Raw genomic sequence first — 18771 nt, forward strand, 5'->3', positions numbered from 1 at the left:
ATGAACAAGCAGGCAATTGTATTCTGGGTGGTCATGGTACTGGCTGCTTTTGGAATTATCAGTTTTTTGACGAAAGCCTCATTGTCCAGTATTCTCATCCCTCTGATTGTGTTCGGGGTTGTGTTCCTGCTATACAAATACCCGCCTGCCCGCTGGTCTCGGAAAGCCAAAACACCCAAGATCAAACCTTCGGCAAAAACGATGGCGAAAGTGAATGCACAGAACAATGCTTCAGCCCGCAAAAGCAGCTCGTCCAGAAAACGCAAGGATTATCCTTTCCAGGTCATTCAAGGACAAAAAGGCAAGAGTGAAGAGGATATTCCGAAGTATCACTAATGTCAAAAAGCAATTCTCACCTTGGTGGGAATTGCTTTTTTTGCATCTAACTTGGGAGATAAGCCGGGTACAATCGTTTACCCTTAACATCATTTTCATACGGGAACCAGAGGTGGAGCATCTGTGTTTTTATTCCGCTGTTCTTTGCGTTGCTTCTCTAATTGCTCGTTGTATATTTTCATGTTCCATGCATTAAAAAACTCTCTTCCTGCAACGAGGCCGGAACGAAATAAATTCGTGCTGTCCTGGACTGACAAATTAAACTGAGTCGGCTTGATGCCTAACGTAGGAATTTTGACGGTACGGAAGCGGTTAATCTGCTCAATGTATCGCTCATCATGTGCAGTGAGCATGGTCTCAACAAGAGCCTGCAGCATGGTAAGCGGTCCTTTGATCCGTGCGGGCTGCACTTCGTTTTTGCCCACCATCTTAAAGCCAACGACCGGAATAATATCTCCATCCTCTACTGAGCGCTCTCCGTCAAACAGCCATAGCGGAAAATTACTTAACAATCCTCCATCCACCACATATACAAACTGATCCTGAAAAGGAAGCCCTTTGGACATGACGGGTGATTTGCGTATGACCACCGGATCGAAAAAGTAAGGTATGCTGCAGCTCATCCGTACCGCTTTGGCCACTTCCAGTTTAGACGGTTCAATACCGAACCGACGAATGTCATCCGGCAATACAAGAATGCTGCCATTAGATATATCTGATGCAGTAATGAGCAGTTTGCCCGGCGGTAAATCCGCAAATGTACGTATCCCCTTCTGCAGCAGCATCTTGCGTATCCATGACTCAAGCGCTTCTCCAGAGTAAAGTCCCTTTTTCAAAAACAGTCTTGTTGCAGGTCCAATCCAGCGTGCGTTAAATATAGGTGAACGCTGAAGCAGCGAAGCAAACGGTGTACTTTCTATAATAACCTTCATTTCCTCAGCCCGATAACCTGCCGCAAGCAAAGCTGCTACAATCGAGCCGGACGATGTTCCAGCTACCCGATTAAATTGAACTCCGCAGTCCTGTGCTCCCTGTACCGCACCTGCCAGCGAAATGCCTTTCACGCCTCCGCCCTCAAACACTCCATTAATTAACATAAACCAAAAACCCCCGTTCTCCAGGCAGCCATGCTTCTACTGCCACTGTATGAGAACAGGGGTTGGTCATATAACTGATATATCTATATAAGTTGAACTAAAGATTTTACACAGTCCACTCCGATGACAGAACAGCCTTCCAATCGCTGTTATCCCCAGATTTTTTGGATTCCCTTTTCCAAAGGGAAAAATCCGGTGATAAAGGCGACCGCTCCGCTTTTTCAGGTTTTTCTGTCCTCTCCGTTCACGTGTAAATGAATAGTTCAATTTATATAGATGAATAAGATCAATTTTAATGTGTTACAGACCGTAATAGGTTTTCAAACGTTCAACGATACCCAGCGGGTTCTTCGTCAAATATTGTGAACTGAAATAAATGTCTCCACCAATGGACGGATACTTCTCGTTATAGATTAGTTGATCAATGATCTCCTGTGAGGTTTGCCATCCAATTTCGGGCGTTCCCAATTTGTACGGGGAATGACCAATATACAGTTTCACGTTAGTATTGGCTACCTCATTAACCCACCAATCCACGACCTTGTCGTACCTTGCAGCACTGAGGGTCATACTCCAGTACACTTGTGGGGCCACATAATCAATCCAGCCCTGTTTGATCCAAGTCCGTACATCCGCATTCATGCTGTCATAAGCCGTGACACCTGCTTTGGTGTCCGAACCGGTCAGATCATTGGCCTTGTTACGCCATACACCGAACGGGCTGATGCCGTATTCCACATTAGCTTTGACACGATGAATATTCTGTCCAAGTTGCTGCACAAACTGATTAATATTGTCACGGCGCCAAGCCCCACGATCTGTTGTGTTTAAAGTATTATACGTTTTGAAGGCAGCATCATCGTTAAACGTTACATTGGATGGATAGAAGTAATCGTCCAGATGCACGCCATCAATGTTGTAGTTGTTTACCACTTCCATAATGGTATCCATAATATGCTGTCTTGCTTCCGGGATTCCCGGGTTAATATATAACTTGCCAGCCGCATTTACAATCCAGTCTGGATGAAGCTTGGAAATATGGTTTGCTGCCAGATTGGATGTTGCTGCCGAATTCGTCGCCCGGAATGGATTAAACCAGGCATGGAATTCCAGACCACGCTTGTGTGCTTCCTCAATCATAAAGGCGAGCGGATCATAACCGGGATCTTTCCCTTGTGTTCCCGTCAGCACACTGTTCCAAGGCACCAAATTTGATGGATAGATTGCATCGGCATTTGCTCTCACTTGTACAAATACAGCGTTGATACCCATAGCCTTCAATTGATCAAGCTGGCTCGTATACTCCTGCCTCTGCTTGTCTGCATTGCCTTTCGCTCCAGAAGACGGCCAATCCCCGTTAACGGTCGAAATCCATGCTCCGCGCATTTCATCTGAAGCCGGGGTTACCGCACCGCCTGGCTCTGCCGGAACGGCTGGTGTAGGTTCTGGCTCTGGTGTCGGTGCTGTTCCATTACCTGTGTACAGATCAATGGTCTGAGCCGCCTGATTCCAGTTTACCTGAATGCCGAGATTTTCACTTACAAAGCGAATCGGAACCATCACACGCCCCTGCTTTAATTGCACAGATGCATCCAGATTTACAATGGCGTTGTCCACTGTCGCCTGCTGACGTCCGCTGGTCATCGTAATGACCGAATCGGATTTCTGAATCGTTACCGTACGAGTTGCCTGAGACCATAAAACCGAAGCCCCCAACCCTTCGCTAATCACCCGCAGCGGTACCATCGTTACATTTACCTTGGGTAAAATATAAGGGGACACATCCGACTCCAGACGCTGACCATCCAGAAAGATCGAAATTTCCTTCTGAGCAGCTGCCTGGGCAGTCAATCCTGCTGTCTGCAAACCGAGTACAAAAATAAGCAGAAGCAATAATCCTTTACGCAATTTCATCAACCAATCCTCCAACATCATTAAATTTGCGGTAAAATCTACTAGTTTAATAGACGCTTGGCAGAGCGATTTAGTTGCGAAATTGACCAAATGTTGGTGAATGATCTTGGATCAGATTCAGATGAACATAAAAAAATGCTTCTCGCCATATTAATGGCAAGAAGCATCTCTTTGTTTATGATATAACTTCATTCATGACTCAGGATTCCGTGTTACTCATAATTTCCTGGATATTTTTGAGGTCACGCAAGCGGCTCTCATCCTGACGGAAATATTCCACCAATGACTCGATACAAGTAATAGAGTCCCAGCTCAGATGATGCTCAATACCCTCCACATCGTTGTAAATGTTCTCTTCCTGTACACCGATGGTAGTCAAAAACTGCTCCAGCAGATGATGGCGCTCCATCAACCGCTTGCCCATCTTTTTCCCTTTTGGCGTCAGTACCAGCCCGCGGTACTTCTCATAGATCAGGTACTCGTCCTTGTCCAGCTTTTGGATCATCTTTGTCACGGATGAAGGATGTACTTCCAGTCCTTCAGCTATATCAGACACACGAGCATAGCCCTTTTCATCAATTAATTTGTAAATACGCTCCAAATAATCTTCCATACTGGGCGTTGGCATCTGCTTCCCTCTCTTCTCTCTGACCGGCATTACGTCCAGGTCCCTATCTTCTAATGATACATGTTATCAATACGCATTGGCAAGTCCTACACCCTTCAGTCCGGATACACACAAGGATTTGGCAGGCGTGACTTTACTGCATTCGAGGCAAACTAACTCCAGTTTCACATGAAAGGAGTGTTTCTGTGAGCACTACAACTGCCCGGCCCCCTGCTCGAAAAGCAAAAGGCACTAAACCCTTTATTCCCGATTTGGTATATTTTGAACCCGGTGCACTGGAATATGAGAAAGGCAAACGCATCATGGAGTGGGTAACGTCTCAAAACATCCCTTATCAGATGACAACCTCTCATAACCGGATCACCAATCTGCCGGGTGAGACCGAGCAGGAGAAGTATCGGATGGCCAAGCGAACATTAGTCGTCGGGGTGCGCAAAACGCTCAAATTTGACCAGTCCAAGCCTTCTGCTGAATATGCAATTCCCATCTCAACCGGCTGTATGGGCCACTGTCATTATTGTTATCTTCAAACCACGTTAGGTGCAAAGCCTTACGTTCGCGTGTATGTCAACACGGAAGAAATTATCGAGGCCGCCAAAGGTTATATCGAGGAGCGCAAGCCTGAAATTACACGTTTCGAAGCCGCTTGTACATCCGATCCTGTCGGTCTTGAGCATATTACAGAGAATCTGAGCGATCTGATTCGCTTTATGGCTGATGAAGAATATGGACGTTTGCGTTTTGTAACAAAATATCATCATGTTGATCCGCTGTTAAAACTGAAGCACAACGGTCATACCCGTATTCGCTTCAGTGTTAACGCCGATTATGTTATCAAAAATTTCGAACCTGCAACCTCACGCTTTGAGGAACGGATTGAAGCAGCAGGCAAAATTGCACATGCCGGATATCCGCTCGGATTCATTATTGCCCCTATTATCTGGTACGACGGCTGGCAGGAAGGATATGCTGAACTGTTGCAGAAGCTTGCGGATACACTTCCTGAAGAAGCCACAAAAGATCTGACGTTCGAAATGATCCAGCACCGTTTTACCAAAACGGCGAAAGCAACAATTGAGAAGCGTTATCCCAAAACCAAACTTGAAATGGATATTGAAAAACGCAAAATGAAATGGGGCCGCTGGGGTCAATATAAATATGTGTATAAGGACGACCAGCAGGATGCACTGCGCGAGTTCATTACCGAACGAATCTTTGAGCACTTTCCGTTAGCCAACATTGATTATTTCACCTAAACTTATTCTCCAGATTAAAAAGCAGGTCGCATGAAACCAGAACACTTCTGGCTCAATGCAGCCTGCTTTATCTGCTTTTTTATCCGTCATTTGTTTCCACGAATTCGTTGTATTCTCAGATCAGATAATCATCCACTGAGGTGTGATCTGCTGCAGCCAAATGGTTATTTTGGTCATCTGATCGGTGAACAGCAATACGCCCATCAAAAGCATTAATGCTCCGCCGATCTTCATCATCATGTTGGAATATCTCAGAATCCAGCGTGTGGAGCCAATGAAGAATGCAAGCACAAAAAATGGAAGAGCAAACCCAACGGTATATCCGGTAATTAACGTAAACCACGTGGAGGGCTCACTTGCCGCCATCGCAATTATAGCTGTCAGAATCGGTCCGATACAAGGGGACCACCCTGCCGAAAATCCAATTCCGAAAATAAACGAGCCTAGATATCCCGCTGGTTTCCATTTCATATCAAGCTTGCGCTCTTTCATCAAAAAATGGGGTTTGAAAATACCTAACAGAAAAAGTCCCATCAGCATAATTAAAATCGCTGACAATTGACGGATGAGATTGCGATTCTCATTGAAAAATTCTCCAAACAAACCAGCTCCGAGTCCAAGCGAATAAAATACAGCTGAGAAACCGAAAATAAACGCCAATGTGTGGGTCAACGTTTTAAACCGTACCTCACGCTGATTTCGATCATCCTTTAACTGCTGCACGGTCATTCCTGTAATGTATGAAAGGTATGATGGATACAGCGGAAGACAGCACGGTGAAATAAAAGAAGCGAGGCCAGCAAGAAAAGCCAGCCATACATTAACATCAGGCATGAAGCAATGTCTCCCTTCCTCCGGCTCGCTTGCTCATAGGCATGACGTCAGGCCCGGAACCCTTTTTTTCCGATCATCGTTAAAATCAGCATCATAATGAGCAGCAATACAATCGTTGCTCCCGGCGCGAGATTCCAGATTCCTGCGACGACCAGACCAATCACTACGGCAATTTCTCCAATCACTACTGACAGAATGATGGCTGATTTGAAGCTTCGTGCCATCAGCAGACTGACAGCCACAGGAATGGTAAGCAGGGCCGATACGAGCAATGCCCCGACAATTTTAATCGCCGTACTGATCACAAGTGCTGTCATCACTGTAATCAACATATTCAGCATTCTGACGGGTAATCCCGTAACGGCAGCTGCATCCTCTTCAAAGCTGAGCAGGAAAAACTCCTTATGTAAGAAGGCCACCACGACCACAACAATTAAAGTTACCACTCCAACCAGCTTCAAATCTGTTGCATCCAGCGTGTATATGCTGCCAAACAAATAACTCATGACGTCTGCGTTATACCCTTTGCCCAAGGTAAAGAACAGAGAAGCGAGTGCTACGCCTCCTGACATGATGATGGCAATGGATAACTCCGCATAACTTTTGTACGCCTTACGCAGCTTCTCAATGGCAAATGAGGCGAGCACGGCAAAGATTAAACCTACACCAATCGGGTACACCTCAATCAAGAAACCTAGCGCCACCCCTGCAATCGTTACATGAGACAGGGTATCTCCAATCATCGATAGTCTCCGCAATACAAGAAACAGCCCGATCAGTGGAGCGGTGATGCCAATAAGCAAACCGCCTGCCAGCGCACGCTGGAAAAAATCACTTAATAATATCTCCAAAACAAACTCGACTCCTTCGGCCTGGCTATCTAATGGCCCACTGACATCACTAGCGAACCTGTGCGGTAGTATGCTGCAGGTTAGTCTCTGCACAATCCTCTACCTCATGCGAATGACGAACATGAAAATGAATTTTGCCATTCGTGAGGGCAGCTTCGGAGCCCAGATAACTCTCCATGCGGTCCATATCATGAGACACCATCAGGAAAGTCATCCGATGATGCTCATGCATATGGGTAATGAGTTCAAAAAAACTGGCTTGTGATTCGGCATCAATTCCCACGGTAGGTTCATCAAGGATCAACAGATCCGGGTGATTAATCAATGCACGAGCAAGAAAAACACGCTGCTGCTGTCCACCGGACAGCTGTCCAATGCGTTTGTTCGCAATATCCTCAATCCGCATCACCTGCATGGCATCAGCACACTGCTGCTGTCCCTGACGTGTTATACGGCGAAACATGTTTTTGTTGTTGTACAGCCCGGACATAACCACTTCTCGAACCGTTGCCGGGAACAGTGGATTAAACGCATTTTTTTGCGGAACATACCCGATCCGTTTCCAATCCTTGAATTTGCGGATCGACTGTCCGAACAGCTTGATATCTCCCTGTGCAGGAGGCAGGAGTCCGACCAGCATACGCAGCAGCGTTGTTTTCCCTGCACCGTTCGAACCGATAATTCCTACAAAATCCCGCTGCTGGACCATAAAGTTGAGATCTTGAATCACACGCTGGTCCCCATAGGAAAACGATAGATTTTCAATCTCGATAATGGGATCATGACATAGTGGCATGATTTGCTGCATGGCAAAGCCGCCCTTCATAATAAATAAAAACTCGTAAACCTGTTGCTTAACACTCCAGAAGTCTTCGCCGATCAAACGGCAAAGACTTCTGGACGCATACTCTTATTCTTCTTATTGTAATGCGATCAGCAGATTTTGCAAATTTTTCTGCATCAGGGTGAAATAATCATCTTTATTGTTTACTTGTTCCTGAGTCAGACCTTCTACCGGATTTAACACCATCGTTTGCACGCCCGCTTCGCTGGCAAGTGTTTTCGCCAATTTGTCGGATACCAGCTCTTCAAAGAAAATATATTTGATGCCTTCATCCTTAACCAGCTTAGCCAGCTTCACAATGTCCTGCCCTGTAGGTTCGGCATCCGGGGAAAGCCCCATAATGGCATGCTGCATCAAGCCGTAATCACGGGCAAGATAACCAAAGGCCTGATGTGATACTACAATCTCTTTGTTTGGCACAGACGACAGTTCATTCGTGAAACGCTGATCAAGTGCTTCAAGCTTGGTACGAAGCTCGTTGTAGCGCTGCTCGTAACCATCCTTGTGTGCAGGATCAACCTCCACCAGACTTTTTTTAATATTTTCCGCCATAATCATGGCTGATTTGGGGCTCACCCACGTATGAGGGTCGATATGATGATCGGCAGCCTGCTGTTCATTACTGCTCTCGTCTGCATGATCATCCGAATGCTCTTCACCGTGTCCATGACCGTCATCCCCTTCAGCTGTAAGCAGTTTAACTCCCTCGCTAACCGCAACTGCCTTCACCTTGGTGTCATTATTCAACGATTTCAGAAAATTCGGCACCCAGCCTTCCAGTCCTGCTCCATTATAGAGGAACAGCTGTGCCTTGGACGTATTTACGATATCCTGACTTTTGGGTGTCCAGTCATGCGGCTCTACTCCTGTAGGCAGCAGATTGATAACATTGGCATCCTCTCCGCCAATCGCTGCAGTAAACGCATATACCGGGTAAAAGGTTGTCACAACATTCACTTTGCCCTCTACAATTTTGGCTGTGCTTTCACTATTCTGTCCACACGCGGACAATACCAGTAAACTGAGAATGAGCAAACTGCTCCAAAGCAGCTTCAATGTGCTCCGTTTACCGAGTCGGCTGGAGCGATCCAGTCGAACCTGTGTTTTCTTTTGCATAACTGTCATGTATAATTCACTCCGCATCACTTAATCGTAAACATTACTGAAAGAATTATAGGGAAGACGCCCATACTTGTCAAGGCTCGTATCCTATCATTCTTTCCCGATGAACAGAGTTCATAAACAATATATGCTTGTTCTCTACCTCTTATCTCTGTTTTGGATCATAAAAAAAGTGGCCCGAATCTCTTCGGACCACTCTTCTATCGAACTTGTGACAATCTTCGTACGATTGTGCAAGGTATCGTGGGGTGTGACTTTATTATTTCACCTGCGCGCCATTAGGCATGCTGTCTGGTACGGTAGCAAGCGTCAGTTGATCCCCGTGTGATGCTGCCAAAATCATGCCTTGAGACAGCTCTCCACGCAGCTTCACCGGTTTAAGGTTAGTCACACAGATGACCTTACGGCCAACCATCTCTTCAGGCGAATAAAACTTCGCAATACCCGATACAACCTGGCGCTTCTCATAACCAAGGTCGAGCTGCAGCTTCAGCAGCTTATCTGCCTTTTTGACGGGTTCACATGCAATAACCTGGGCTACACGCAGCTCCACTTTGGCAAAATCGTCAATGCCGATCTCTTCCTTACCCTCTGGTGCAGCGACAGGTTCAGCTGGAGCTTCTGCTTGACTTCCATCGGCTTGTGCAGCCTTTTGTCCACCTGTCATCGCCTCAGAGATGTAGGCAATCTCCTGTTCTGCATCCAGACGTGGGAAGATCGGGTCACCTTTATGCAGCGCATTTCCGGCAGGAATGATGCCCCACTGCTTCGCTGAATCCCAGGACGTAAGTTCCCCTTCCTGAATGCCCAGCTGTTCCCAGATTTTGCGCGGTGCACGTGTCAGGAACGGCTGCAGCAAAATGGAGGCAATACGCAAGCTTTCGATTAAATGAGACATAACGGATGCGAGCTCATCACGTTTGGCTTCATCACGAGCGAGAGCCCACGGTTGTGTCTCGTCAATATATTTGTTGCTGCGGCTTACAAATTGACTGATTGCCGTAAGCGCCACGGAGAACTGCAGGTTCTCCATTGCCTGCTCTACTTTTTCCACAGTTGCATGGCCCGCTTCTTCCAATGATGCATCAAATGCAGTGACGTTGGAGGCAAACGCAGGAGCTTTACCTTCAAAGTATTTATCCACCATAGCCACCGTACGGTTCAGCAGGTTCCCCAGGTCATTCGCCAGGTCGGAATTCACACGCTCTACAAAGCTTTCCGGTGTGAACGTACCATCTGAACCAAACGGTACTTCCCGAAGCAGATAATAACGCAGTGCATCGAGGCCGTAACGGTCAATCAGAGTCACCGGATCAACAACGTTGCCTTTGGATTTGGACATTTTGCCATCCTTCATCAAAAGCCAGCCATGCGCAAATACTTTTTTCGGCAGCGGCAAGTCCAGTGCCATCAGCATGATCGGCCAATAGATCGTATGGAAACGAACGATCTCTTTACCCACCAGATGAACGTCAGCAGGCCAGAACTTGTCATACAGCGACGCATCGGAAGAACCGTAGCCAAGTGCTGTAATGTAGTTGGACAAAGCGTCAATCCAAACGTAAACGACGTGTTTGGGATCACCTTTAACTTTGACGCCCCACTCAAATGTAGTACGGGAAACCGCAAGGTCCTCCAGACCCGGCTTGATAAAGTTGTTGATCATCTCGTTTTTGCGAGACTCCGGCTGAATGAAGCCAGGGTTTTCTTCATAATATTGAAGCAGACGGTCTGCATATTTGCTCATGCGGAAGAAGTATGATTCTTCTTTGACGAGTTCAACCGGGTGTCCGCTGTCCGGACTTTTGGCCGAGATAATTTCGCCCTTTTCATTTTTCTCCACATCCACCAGCTGTGTCTCCGTATAATACGTCTCATCCGGGATGCTATACCAGCCCTCGTACTCACCTTTGTAGATATCTCCCTGCTTCAGCAAACGGTCAAAGATATCCTGAACAACCGTTTTGTGCCGCTCTTCAGTTGTACGAATAAAGTCATCATTGGAAATATCCAGCTTGTTCCACAGATCCTTGATGCCTGCCACAATCTCATCGATAAAAGCCTGCGGTGACAGCCCTTTCTCTTGAGCCTTGCGTTCGATCTTCTGTCCATGCTCATCTGTTCCGGTCAAGTAACGCACTTCATAACCGCGCAGACGTTTATAGCGGGACATTGCATCCCCGGCTACTGTTGTATACGCATGCCCGATATGCAGCTTATCGCTTGGATAATAAATCGGTGTTGTCAAATAAAATGTTTTTTGGTCCGTCATGAATGACTTCTCCTCCTTCAAATGTTCTGAGATGTGTTGCATGTACCAACTTGTAAAAATTTCAGCCTGTAAATGAACACAAAAAAACTCCCGTCCCTATGGGACGAGAGTATCTCTCACGTGTTACCACCCAAATTCCCCGCATTTCTCACAAAACGCAGGCTCTTCCGGTCCTTCGACCGCCCATTAACGCTGGATCACGCCTCAGCCTTACGACAACAGCATACGCTGATTGCACGCTCGAAAGAGGTTCCTCCGGGACCATCTTCCATCCTCCTCCCAGACCGGTTCTCAGCTAATCCGGCTCTCTGCACTGGGGGTGTGTCTGTACTTATCCCTTCACTGGAAATTCATATACAAAAAATATACTGAATTGCCGCCCTGATTGTCAAGGGCTCTGGCTGCCAGGCAGACATTACTGCTCTGAAGCTGCGATTTTCTTCTCCGCTTTGGGCGGTACCAGATCTACGCCGCCGGGGTGGAACGGATGGCATTTCGCAATTCGCTTCGCAGCGAGTAGTGAACCCTTGAATGCACCGTGCACTTCAATCGCCTCCATCGCATACGCCGAACATGTCGGGTAAAAACGGCATGTTGGCGGCTTTAAAGGAGAAATATAGCTGCGATACACCCGTATCGGGGCCTGCATGATTCTACGTGAAAGTTTCATCGTTAATTCTTCCCGTGACTGTGCGCATGCTGATGGGCAGAAGCTTTCTTCGCCGGAACATGCTCCGCACAATCCTTACAATATCCGAACACTTCAAACTTGTGATCCACGATCTGGAATTGATCTGGAGCATCGGCAAGCTGCATGGGGCAAAATACGATGGGATATGTCTTCTGACACTTCAGACAAATCATGTGATGATGATGGTGGTCTTCGCTGCAATGCGCCTTGAATTTCACGCCATCCTCAAAAATCACTTGCTCCAGTACACCAAGCTCCTGCATTACACGCAGGTTACGGTACACCGTATCAAAGCTTAATCCACTGTAGGTCTTGCCCATATATTCATAGACGTCCTTGGGAGTAAGATACCCCGGAGATTCAGCAAATAACCGTGCGAGTGTCTTACGCTGATCGGTTATGCGAAGTCCCTGTGAGGACATGGTGGTTATAATCTGTTCTGTCGACAGCATGATTTAAAGCACCTCCTGTCATACAAACATTTTGCATTCTTCATCATGCGACAGTATCTGGCAAAAGCTTTGCTGCCTCTATCCTGATTGTATACCTCTAATAATGCATGAAATGAAGTCTATAGTCAACGAAGGTGTACAATCAGGGCGTACAGTTCTCCCGCATGCTCGGATTCGTTTAATAAAGAAAGAACCCCATTCTAATGGAGTCCTCTCTTGACGATTCAGAAGATGGTTCATTTAATCGTTTTGGCGACTTTTGGGGTGAACGGGTATATCTAATATAAGCTTTCACTCCAAACCGTACATAATTGCTTTGTCGTATATTAGCTCAGACGTACATTATTTTTCAGCCGGCAGTGGCGTGAACAAAAGGTTGACCGGCAAGTTACTTCCTGGCGCAGCGGAGAAAATAATCGTCACACTCTCACCATAAGAACCTGTGCGATACAGTACACCTTGCTCGTTTGGAGCACTCAGGGAGCGGCTGTCGTTCGACAGCTGTACCAGTTGTCCATTAACCAGTGCGGAGCCATAATACTTGCCTCCACGGGGATTAAACGAAATCAGCGTACGCGGAGCAACGTTGTTCAGCGTGATTTTGTAAAGCACACCGAAGTTACCGGCGTTAGAAGCGATAGTGAAGGCCATCGGATCTGTACCGTCAAGGTTTGGATCACTTGCATCATCTCCTAATGGAAGACGTGCAGGCTTCGAACCTACCTCCTGATCATACGTAATGATCCGGGTTGCATTCGGGTAGGTTCCACGGTTATGAACGCCGTCGCGATCCAGAACAGGCAAAGATGACAACACAGCCATCGGGTCCTTGTTCTCTTCTATCATCACGATGTTGTAATCAAGAATATAGTCACTGAAAGTATCAGAATACAGGGAGATGACTTGTCCTTCTTTCATCGGAATAGCGCTCAACTCAGTCAGGATCAACTTGCTCTCACCAGGCTGGATGTAGATGGTCTTCTGATCTGTACCTGTTTGCATGGACTTGAACCATTTATCAATGGACAATTTACCCGCTACTGTAGCGAAAGGGGTAGGTCCTGCAAAGCCCATGTTTTGTTGTTCGAATACTGCTGTATACGGATTGTTATTTGTTGCAATAACATACATTTTTACTCTTTTACCTGTATTGTTGACATGGTGAATCATGAAACGTGTCTGTCCAGAGGAAGATTCCTTGTATACGATGCCTTCCTGATTAACGGTTTCAGGGCTGTTACTGCGAATAAGCAGGCTTGGCTCATCCGTGTACGTAAATGGCACTTTTTCCATTGCTGGCACTTCTCCGCCATTAAAGGTGAATTTGTCGCCTACAGGTGTGAACAATTGATTGAAATCGGACATCGTGTAGAGCGTTTCACCTGTAATCAAGATAGTTTTAGTGTAGGTATCACTCAGACCGTGTTTGTCTGTAACGGTAAGAGATACCGTCTTGGGTCCCGGGATAAAAAAGGCAAGTGAGTTGTTATCCCACTCTCTTTTTTCGATGGCATTTTCATCATCCGTGCTTTGGTCAATATAGGTGATTTTTTCACCCATTTTGTATTCTTCCTTATCCGTTGTAAACATCGCAACCGGCGGAAGGTTAGGACGCTCGACTTTAATCGTCAGGGTGAACGGGTTACTCCACTTACCGCTGGAATCCTGCACTGTGTAAGTTACCGTGTATATTCCAGGCTGATCAAAGGAATCCTGACGTCCTGTCCACTGCTCATTGACGATGGGCAAGCCGCTCGGAGAACTGCTTTTCGTTGTATAGATGACCTGATCCCCTGCAAAAATTTCATTCTGAACCGTAAAGCTGGCAACCGGCTTGGTGTTAAGCTTCAATACAACCGTTTTGGCCGACTGATTAACGGTATACGTGATATTCAATGCTTGGGTGATTGACGTCAGTGGAATCATGAACGTATTTTTTTCCTGGTAAGCAGGACCTTTCATCGTTCTGGATTGACCGTTGACGGTGTACACATTGCTGTTCGTTTTGAAACGAAGCTCATCCGTACCACTTATAATAATGGTTTCTTTGGTTTTATTATCATACTTCACGTCGTAACCTACCCGGTCTACCAATGCGCGAATAGCTACATATGATACACCATTTTTCACGGCCATTGGCTGTCCAGCCAGGTAAGTCTTGCCATCCTGAACCATTTTATTGCTGTTCATGTACAAAGTCAGGTCTCCGCCCGAGCTTGCAGCTGCGGAAGTTGTTCCTGTCGTTGGCTGCTCCATTTCAGCAGGCACAGGTGAAGCACTTTCTCCGGTTGTTCCCTGCTCTTCGCCAGCTCCGGTTTCAGGTGTCCCAGGCGTAGCTTCTGTTGCAGAAGGAACCGATGTTTCCGGTTTTGTTTCTGTTTTTATTGTGCTTTCATTGTCAGCAGGTTGTGTGTTGCTTGTTGCGTTTGTCGATGGATTGGTTGTTTGTTCCGATGCTGTGCCAGATTTCACTTCGGATTCGGCAATCGGCTGTTCTTTTTTTACAACCTCCACGGATTTCACTTTAGCGGTATTCACTGGTGTCGTTTCGTTTGATTCAGCTGCTTGTGCATTTGCAGGAATAACTGCAAAGGCCTGAAAAACAGCAAAAGCGGTAAGTATGGACAATTTCTTCTTCAAATTCATTCTTTGTCTTTGGCTCCTTCTGCTCCCATTTATTAATATCCCCTCTAAAAGTCATATGATTAGACGCTCAGAAACGGGAAAAGTTGCTAAAAAGATTAAATTACAATTGTAAATTTTATGATAGAAGTGAAAACTATGAAAATAGTTATCTGTTAAAATGAACAAGCTCCCATCTTCGATATAGATAAGCACACAAATAAAAGCAGCCCTCACGAAACGATGTTCGTAAAGGCTGCTTGGTAGCATGTGTTCAAGCCATAAATATTACAAGTTCTGCTTAATTCCCTGAGCAAGTTACACCTGCTGTTTCCGCACGCCCTTGCTCAATCAAGCGGTATGCCCGTTCCACTTCTTCTTCCGTAGGGGAAGGCACGCCATCCAGCGGATAGACCTTGCCCAGTGCTTCCCATTTGTATATTCCCATCTGATGATAAGGGAGAATTTCAAATTTCTCCACGCCATTCAGTGTACCTATAAAACGTCCCAGGTCCAGCAGGTCCTGCTCCTGATCATGAATGCCAGGCACATATACATGTCTGATCCACATTTTGCGGCCATGTTCAGATAACCATCTTGCTGTATTTAATGTACGTTCATTCGATTTACCCGTCAGCTTGATATGCTTCTCATCATCAATATGTTTCAAGTCCAGCAATACAAGGTCTGTGTTATCCAGCAGCTCATGAATTCGATCCGGTTCATTGAAGCCGTTGCTGTCCAGCGTAGTATGAAGTCCCCAGCGACGTTTAACCTCTTTGAACACATCTGCAACAAAGTGTGCCTGGAGAGTTGGTTCACCGCCAGAAACGGTAAGTCCCCCGCCCGAGCTGCGGTAATAGGTCAGATACGGCTCAATCTCAGCCAGTACCTCCTCCAAGCTCATCTCTTTCCCGCCATCCAGTGCCCATGTGTCAGGATTATGACAATACTGGCATTTGAGCAGGCATCCTTGCATAAAAAGCACAAAGCGGATGCCAGGGCCGTCAACCGTCCCGAAAGTTTCGAGTGAATGAATATGTCCTTTAACCATGCTGCCTCTTCCTTTCTGTACCCGCATCCGCCATGCGTTTTTATTTTAAAGATAAAATACTTCTGTATACTGTGTCAGCTTACATCGAACCGTGGAATGTACGGTTAATGACATCAAGCTGTTGCTCGCGTGTCAGTTTAATGAAGTTAACTGCGTAACCGGACACCCGTACGGTCAGTTGCGGATAATTTTCCGGATGATCCATTGCATCAATCAACTGCTGACGATCAAATACGTTTACGTTGAGGTGATGCGCATTTTGACCAAAGTATCCATCCATCATGGCTGTCAGATTGGATTTACGCGCTGCATCTTCTTTACCCAGTGCTTTTGGCACGATGGAGAAGGTGTTGGAGATACCGTCCAGGCTGTGTTCATAAGGCAGTTTCGCTACAGAACCCAGAGATGCCAGTGCACCTTTTTTGTCCCGACCATGCATCGGGTTTGCCCCTGGTGCAAACGGTTCGCCTGCTTTACGTCCATCTGGTGTTGTTCCTGTTTTCTTACCGTACACCACATTGGAAGTAATGGTCAGTACGGATTGTGTTGGCATTGCATTACGATAGGCTTTGTGTTTGCGAATCATACCCATGAAGGATTCAACCAGCTCAACGGCAATGCTGTCTACACTGTCATCGTTGTTACCGTAGCAAGGGAATTCACCTTCAATTTCAAAGTCAACCGCGATGCCTTGTTCGTTGCGGATCGGTTTAACTTTGGCATATTTGATTGCACTGAGTGAGTCGGCCGCAACCGAGAGTCCGGCAATACCGCAAGCCATCGTGCGCAAAATGTCACGGTCATGAAGTGCCATTTCGATCCGTTCGTAGCTGTATTTATCATGCATGTAGTGGATCACATTCAGTGTGTTCATGTACAGTTTAGCCAGCCACTCCATCATCGGTTTGAAGCGTTTCATTACTTCGTTATAATCCAGCACTTCACTTGTAATGGCAGGGTACTCTGGACCAACCTGTGCTCCTGATTTTTCATCACGTCCACCGTTGATTGCGTACAGCAAAGCTTTGGCCAAGTTGGCACGTGCACCGAAGAACTGCATTTGTTTACCGATCTTCATCGCGGATACACAGCATGCAATACCATAATCGTCACCATAGATCGGACGCATCAGATCATCATTCTCATACTGAATGGAGCTGGTTTCAATGGATACTTTACTGCAGTAATCCTTGAAGGCTTCCGGCAGTTTGGTAGACCACAGTACAGTCAGGTTCGGCTCTGGTGCAGGGCCCAGATTGTGCAGTGTGTGCAGGAAGCGGAAGCTGTTTTTGGTTACGCGTGTTTCACCATTAACGGACATTCCCCCGATGGACTCGGTTACCCATGTTGGGTCACCACTGAACAATTCGTTGTAATCCGGTGTACGCAGGAATTTGACAATCCGCAATTTCATAACAAAGTGGTCCACCAGCTCTTGAGCCTGTTCTTCTGTCAGCACACCTTCTTGCAGGTCACGTTCAATGTAGATATCCAGGAAGGAAGACACACGTCCAAGGGACATCGCCGCACCGTTCTGTTCTTTGATGGCTGCGAGGTAACCGAAATACAACCATTGGAATGCTTCTTTTGCTGTTGTTGCTGGCAAGGAAATATCGAAGCCGTGCATTTCGCCCAGTTGTTTCAGTTCTTGCAATGCACGAATCTGTTCAGACAATTCTTCGCGAAGACGAATCACATCTTCATCAATAACATCCACTTCAAGTGCGTTGAGCTCACCTTTTTTGTGACGAATCAGGAAATCTACCCCGTACAAAGCAACCCGGCGATAGTCACCGATAATCCGGCCGCGGCCGTAAGCATCCGGCAGACCTGTAATGATGCCCGCTTTGCGTGCTGCACGCATCTCTGAAGTGTAAGCGTCAAATACACCCTGGTTATGCGTTTTGCGAATGTTGGTAAATATATCAATGACACCTTGAGGCATTTCAAAACCGTATGCTTCACATGCGTCAATCATCATACGAATTCCGCCGAATGGCTGTATGGAACGTTTGAATGGTGCGTCTGTTTGCACACCGACAATCTGCTCTTTGGACTGATCCAGATAACCCGGTTGATGAGAAGTAATCGTTGAAGGGGTATTCACATCCACATCAAGCACTCCGCCATTGTCCCGTTCTTTTTTGGTTAAATCGGATACGATATCCCACAATTCTTTGGTATTCTGTGTAGCACCTGCGAGGAAAGACTCATCCCCGTAATAAGGAGACAGGTTGTGCACCAGAAAATCATTCACATCTACGGTCTTGGTCCAAGTTCCTTTAGTAAAGTTTCTCCAGCCTGTTTGTTGTTTGACATCTTTTTCGATCACCGACATCTTAATCCCTCCGCTTTTTTGGATTTCTGGACACATCACATTGCTGCAGTACACGTATCATCAGATGTCCAGATCCGCGATTGATGTGAATTGTTTCACATGAGCCGGAACACGTTCTCTCTAGTTGGGAACCGGAACCGCGGAATGAATGTTTTTCTTACATTCTCAGTATACGTCTTGGTGCTTTCACCATCTGTGATTTTTGTCACAAAGCCAGCAATATACGTCACTCTGGCTGGGCGTTGTCTTCATTGCACATAGGTTGGAGCTGAGTTCACACTAGGCCACTCCGCGGGCAGAACAACTTCAGATCGCTGTTATCCCCGGATTTTTTCGATTCACTTTTTCCAAAGTGAAAATCCGGGGATAAAGGCGAACGCTCCGCTTCTTCCGTTTGTCCTGCCCGCTCCGTTAACGTGTGAACCTCTATTGTGCAAACAGCCACCTCCCCCTTCCGTTC

The 18771-nt window shown here is 46.5% G+C and carries 15 protein-coding genes; 2 read left to right on the forward strand and 13 right to left on the reverse strand.

Annotated elements, in window-relative coordinates:
- On the forward strand, nucleotides 1-336 hold the full coding sequence (locus IEW26_RS01980) for a hypothetical protein (RefSeq protein ID WP_145403936.1): 336 nt from the start codon (nucleotides 1-3) through the stop codon (nucleotides 334-336).
- Between the two features lie 95 nt (nucleotides 337-431).
- Here the strand turns inward: IEW26_RS01980 and IEW26_RS01985 are convergent, their stop codons facing one another.
- The 3 genes from IEW26_RS01985 to mntR form a co-directional block, all read right to left on the reverse strand.
- A complete protein-coding gene (locus tag IEW26_RS01985; RefSeq protein ID WP_188591111.1) occupies nucleotides 432-1433 on the reverse strand; it encodes a patatin-like phospholipase family protein in 1002 nt (333 codons plus the stop codon).
- A gap of 300 nt (nucleotides 1434-1733) precedes the next feature.
- Entirely contained in the window at nucleotides 1734-3347 is a 1614-nt protein-coding gene (locus IEW26_RS01990) for a family 10 glycosylhydrolase (protein WP_188591112.1), read from the reverse strand.
- A 199-nt stretch (nucleotides 3348-3546) separates the two neighbouring features.
- Entirely contained in the window at nucleotides 3547-3975 is a 429-nt protein-coding gene (mntR, locus tag IEW26_RS01995; protein ID WP_110895316.1) for a transcriptional regulator MntR, read from the reverse strand.
- A gap of 185 nt (nucleotides 3976-4160) precedes the next feature.
- Here mntR and splB point away from each other — a divergent pair, with 185 nt between their 5' ends.
- The gene (gene splB / locus IEW26_RS02000) at nucleotides 4161-5231 is read left to right on the forward strand and encodes a spore photoproduct lyase (RefSeq protein ID WP_111269672.1); all 1071 of its coding nucleotides are present in this window, start codon (nucleotides 4161-4163) and stop codon (nucleotides 5229-5231) included.
- A 120-nt stretch (nucleotides 5232-5351) separates the two neighbouring features.
- Here the strand turns inward: splB and IEW26_RS02005 are convergent, their stop codons facing one another.
- From IEW26_RS02005 to pflB, 10 genes are all read right to left on the reverse strand, one after another.
- The gene (locus tag IEW26_RS02005; protein ID WP_111269673.1) at nucleotides 5352-6065 is read right to left on the reverse strand and encodes a cytochrome c biogenesis CcdA family protein; all 714 of its coding nucleotides are present in this window, start codon (nucleotides 6063-6065) and stop codon (nucleotides 5352-5354) included.
- Between the two features lie 47 nt (nucleotides 6066-6112).
- Entirely contained in the window at nucleotides 6113-6916 is an 804-nt protein-coding gene (locus tag IEW26_RS02010; protein WP_111269674.1) for a metal ABC transporter permease, read from the reverse strand.
- Between the two features lie 49 nt (nucleotides 6917-6965).
- A complete protein-coding gene (locus IEW26_RS02015; protein WP_111269688.1) occupies nucleotides 6966-7724 on the reverse strand; it encodes a metal ABC transporter ATP-binding protein in 759 nt (252 codons plus the stop codon).
- A 111-nt stretch (nucleotides 7725-7835) separates the two neighbouring features.
- Nucleotides 7836-8885, reverse strand: coding sequence for a metal ABC transporter substrate-binding protein (locus tag IEW26_RS02020; RefSeq protein WP_188591113.1), 1050 nt, complete (start codon nucleotides 8883-8885; stop codon nucleotides 7836-7838).
- Nucleotides 8886-9141: 256 nt separating this feature from the next.
- Entirely contained in the window at nucleotides 9142-11196 is a 2055-nt protein-coding gene (metG, locus tag IEW26_RS02025; protein ID WP_188591114.1) for a methionine--tRNA ligase, read from the reverse strand.
- A 373-nt stretch (nucleotides 11197-11569) separates the two neighbouring features.
- Nucleotides 11570-11824: a membrane protein insertion efficiency factor YidD gene (gene yidD / locus IEW26_RS02030; RefSeq protein WP_111269677.1), complete on the reverse strand. Its 255-nt coding sequence runs from the start codon at nucleotides 11822-11824 to the stop codon at nucleotides 11570-11572.
- 2 nt (nucleotides 11825-11826) lie between these two features.
- The gene (locus IEW26_RS02035; RefSeq protein WP_188591115.1) at nucleotides 11827-12297 is read right to left on the reverse strand and encodes a Fur family transcriptional regulator; all 471 of its coding nucleotides are present in this window, start codon (nucleotides 12295-12297) and stop codon (nucleotides 11827-11829) included.
- 342 nt (nucleotides 12298-12639) lie between these two features.
- Complete coding sequence (locus IEW26_RS02040; protein WP_188591116.1) at nucleotides 12640-14943, reverse strand: stalk domain-containing protein; 2304 nt, start codon at nucleotides 14941-14943, stop codon at nucleotides 12640-12642.
- A 277-nt stretch (nucleotides 14944-15220) separates the two neighbouring features.
- A complete protein-coding gene (gene pflA, locus IEW26_RS02045; RefSeq protein ID WP_184187952.1) occupies nucleotides 15221-15973 on the reverse strand; it encodes a pyruvate formate-lyase-activating protein in 753 nt (250 codons plus the stop codon).
- A gap of 79 nt (nucleotides 15974-16052) precedes the next feature.
- A complete protein-coding gene (gene pflB / locus IEW26_RS02050; RefSeq protein WP_145403945.1) occupies nucleotides 16053-18311 on the reverse strand; it encodes a formate C-acetyltransferase in 2259 nt (752 codons plus the stop codon).
- Nucleotides 18312-18771 lie beyond the last annotated feature (460 nt).

The sequence above is a fragment of the Paenibacillus silvae genome, from assembly GCF_014639235.1.
GTDB classification, from domain to species: Bacteria; Bacillota; Bacilli; order Paenibacillales; family Paenibacillaceae; genus Paenibacillus; species Paenibacillus silvae.

What these genes read in the sequence shown, in the direction of transcription:
- IEW26_RS01980 (WP_145403936.1), top strand. Translation starts at nt 1, where the DNA reads ATGAACAAGCAGGCAATTGTATTCTGGGTGGTCATGGTACTGGCTGCT.
- IEW26_RS01985 (WP_188591111.1), bottom strand. Translation starts at nt 1,433, where the DNA reads ATGTTAATTAATGGAGTGTTTGAGGGCGGAGGCGTGAAAGGCATTTCG.
- IEW26_RS01990 (WP_188591112.1), bottom strand. Translation starts at nt 3,347, where the DNA reads ATGAAATTGCGTAAAGGATTATTGCTTCTGCTTATTTTTGTACTCGGT.
- mntR (WP_110895316.1), bottom strand. Translation starts at nt 3,975, where the DNA reads ATGCCAACGCCCAGTATGGAAGATTATTTGGAGCGTATTTACAAATTA.
- IEW26_RS02005 (WP_111269673.1), bottom strand. Translation starts at nt 6,065, where the DNA reads ATGCCTGATGTTAATGTATGGCTGGCTTTTCTTGCTGGCCTCGCTTCT.
- IEW26_RS02015 (WP_111269688.1), bottom strand. Translation starts at nt 7,724, where the DNA reads ATGCAGCAAATCATGCCACTATGTCATGATCCCATTATCGAGATTGAA.
- IEW26_RS02020 (WP_188591113.1), bottom strand. Translation starts at nt 8,885, where the DNA reads ATGACAGTTATGCAAAAGAAAACACAGGTTCGACTGGATCGCTCCAGC.
- metG (WP_188591114.1), bottom strand. Translation starts at nt 11,196, where the DNA reads ATGCAACACATCTCAGAACATTTGAAGGAGGAGAAGTCATTCATGACG.
- yidD (WP_111269677.1), bottom strand. Translation starts at nt 11,824, where the DNA reads ATGAAACTTTCACGTAGAATCATGCAGGCCCCGATACGGGTGTATCGC.
- IEW26_RS02035 (WP_188591115.1), bottom strand. Translation starts at nt 12,297, where the DNA reads ATGCTGTCGACAGAACAGATTATAACCACCATGTCCTCACAGGGACTT.
- IEW26_RS02040 (WP_188591116.1), bottom strand. Translation starts at nt 14,943, where the DNA reads ATGAATTTGAAGAAGAAATTGTCCATACTTACCGCTTTTGCTGTTTTT.
- pflA (WP_184187952.1), bottom strand. Translation starts at nt 15,973, where the DNA reads ATGGTTAAAGGACATATTCATTCACTCGAAACTTTCGGGACGGTTGAC.
- pflB (WP_145403945.1), bottom strand. Translation starts at nt 18,311, where the DNA reads ATGTCGGTGATCGAAAAAGATGTCAAACAACAAACAGGCTGGAGAAAC.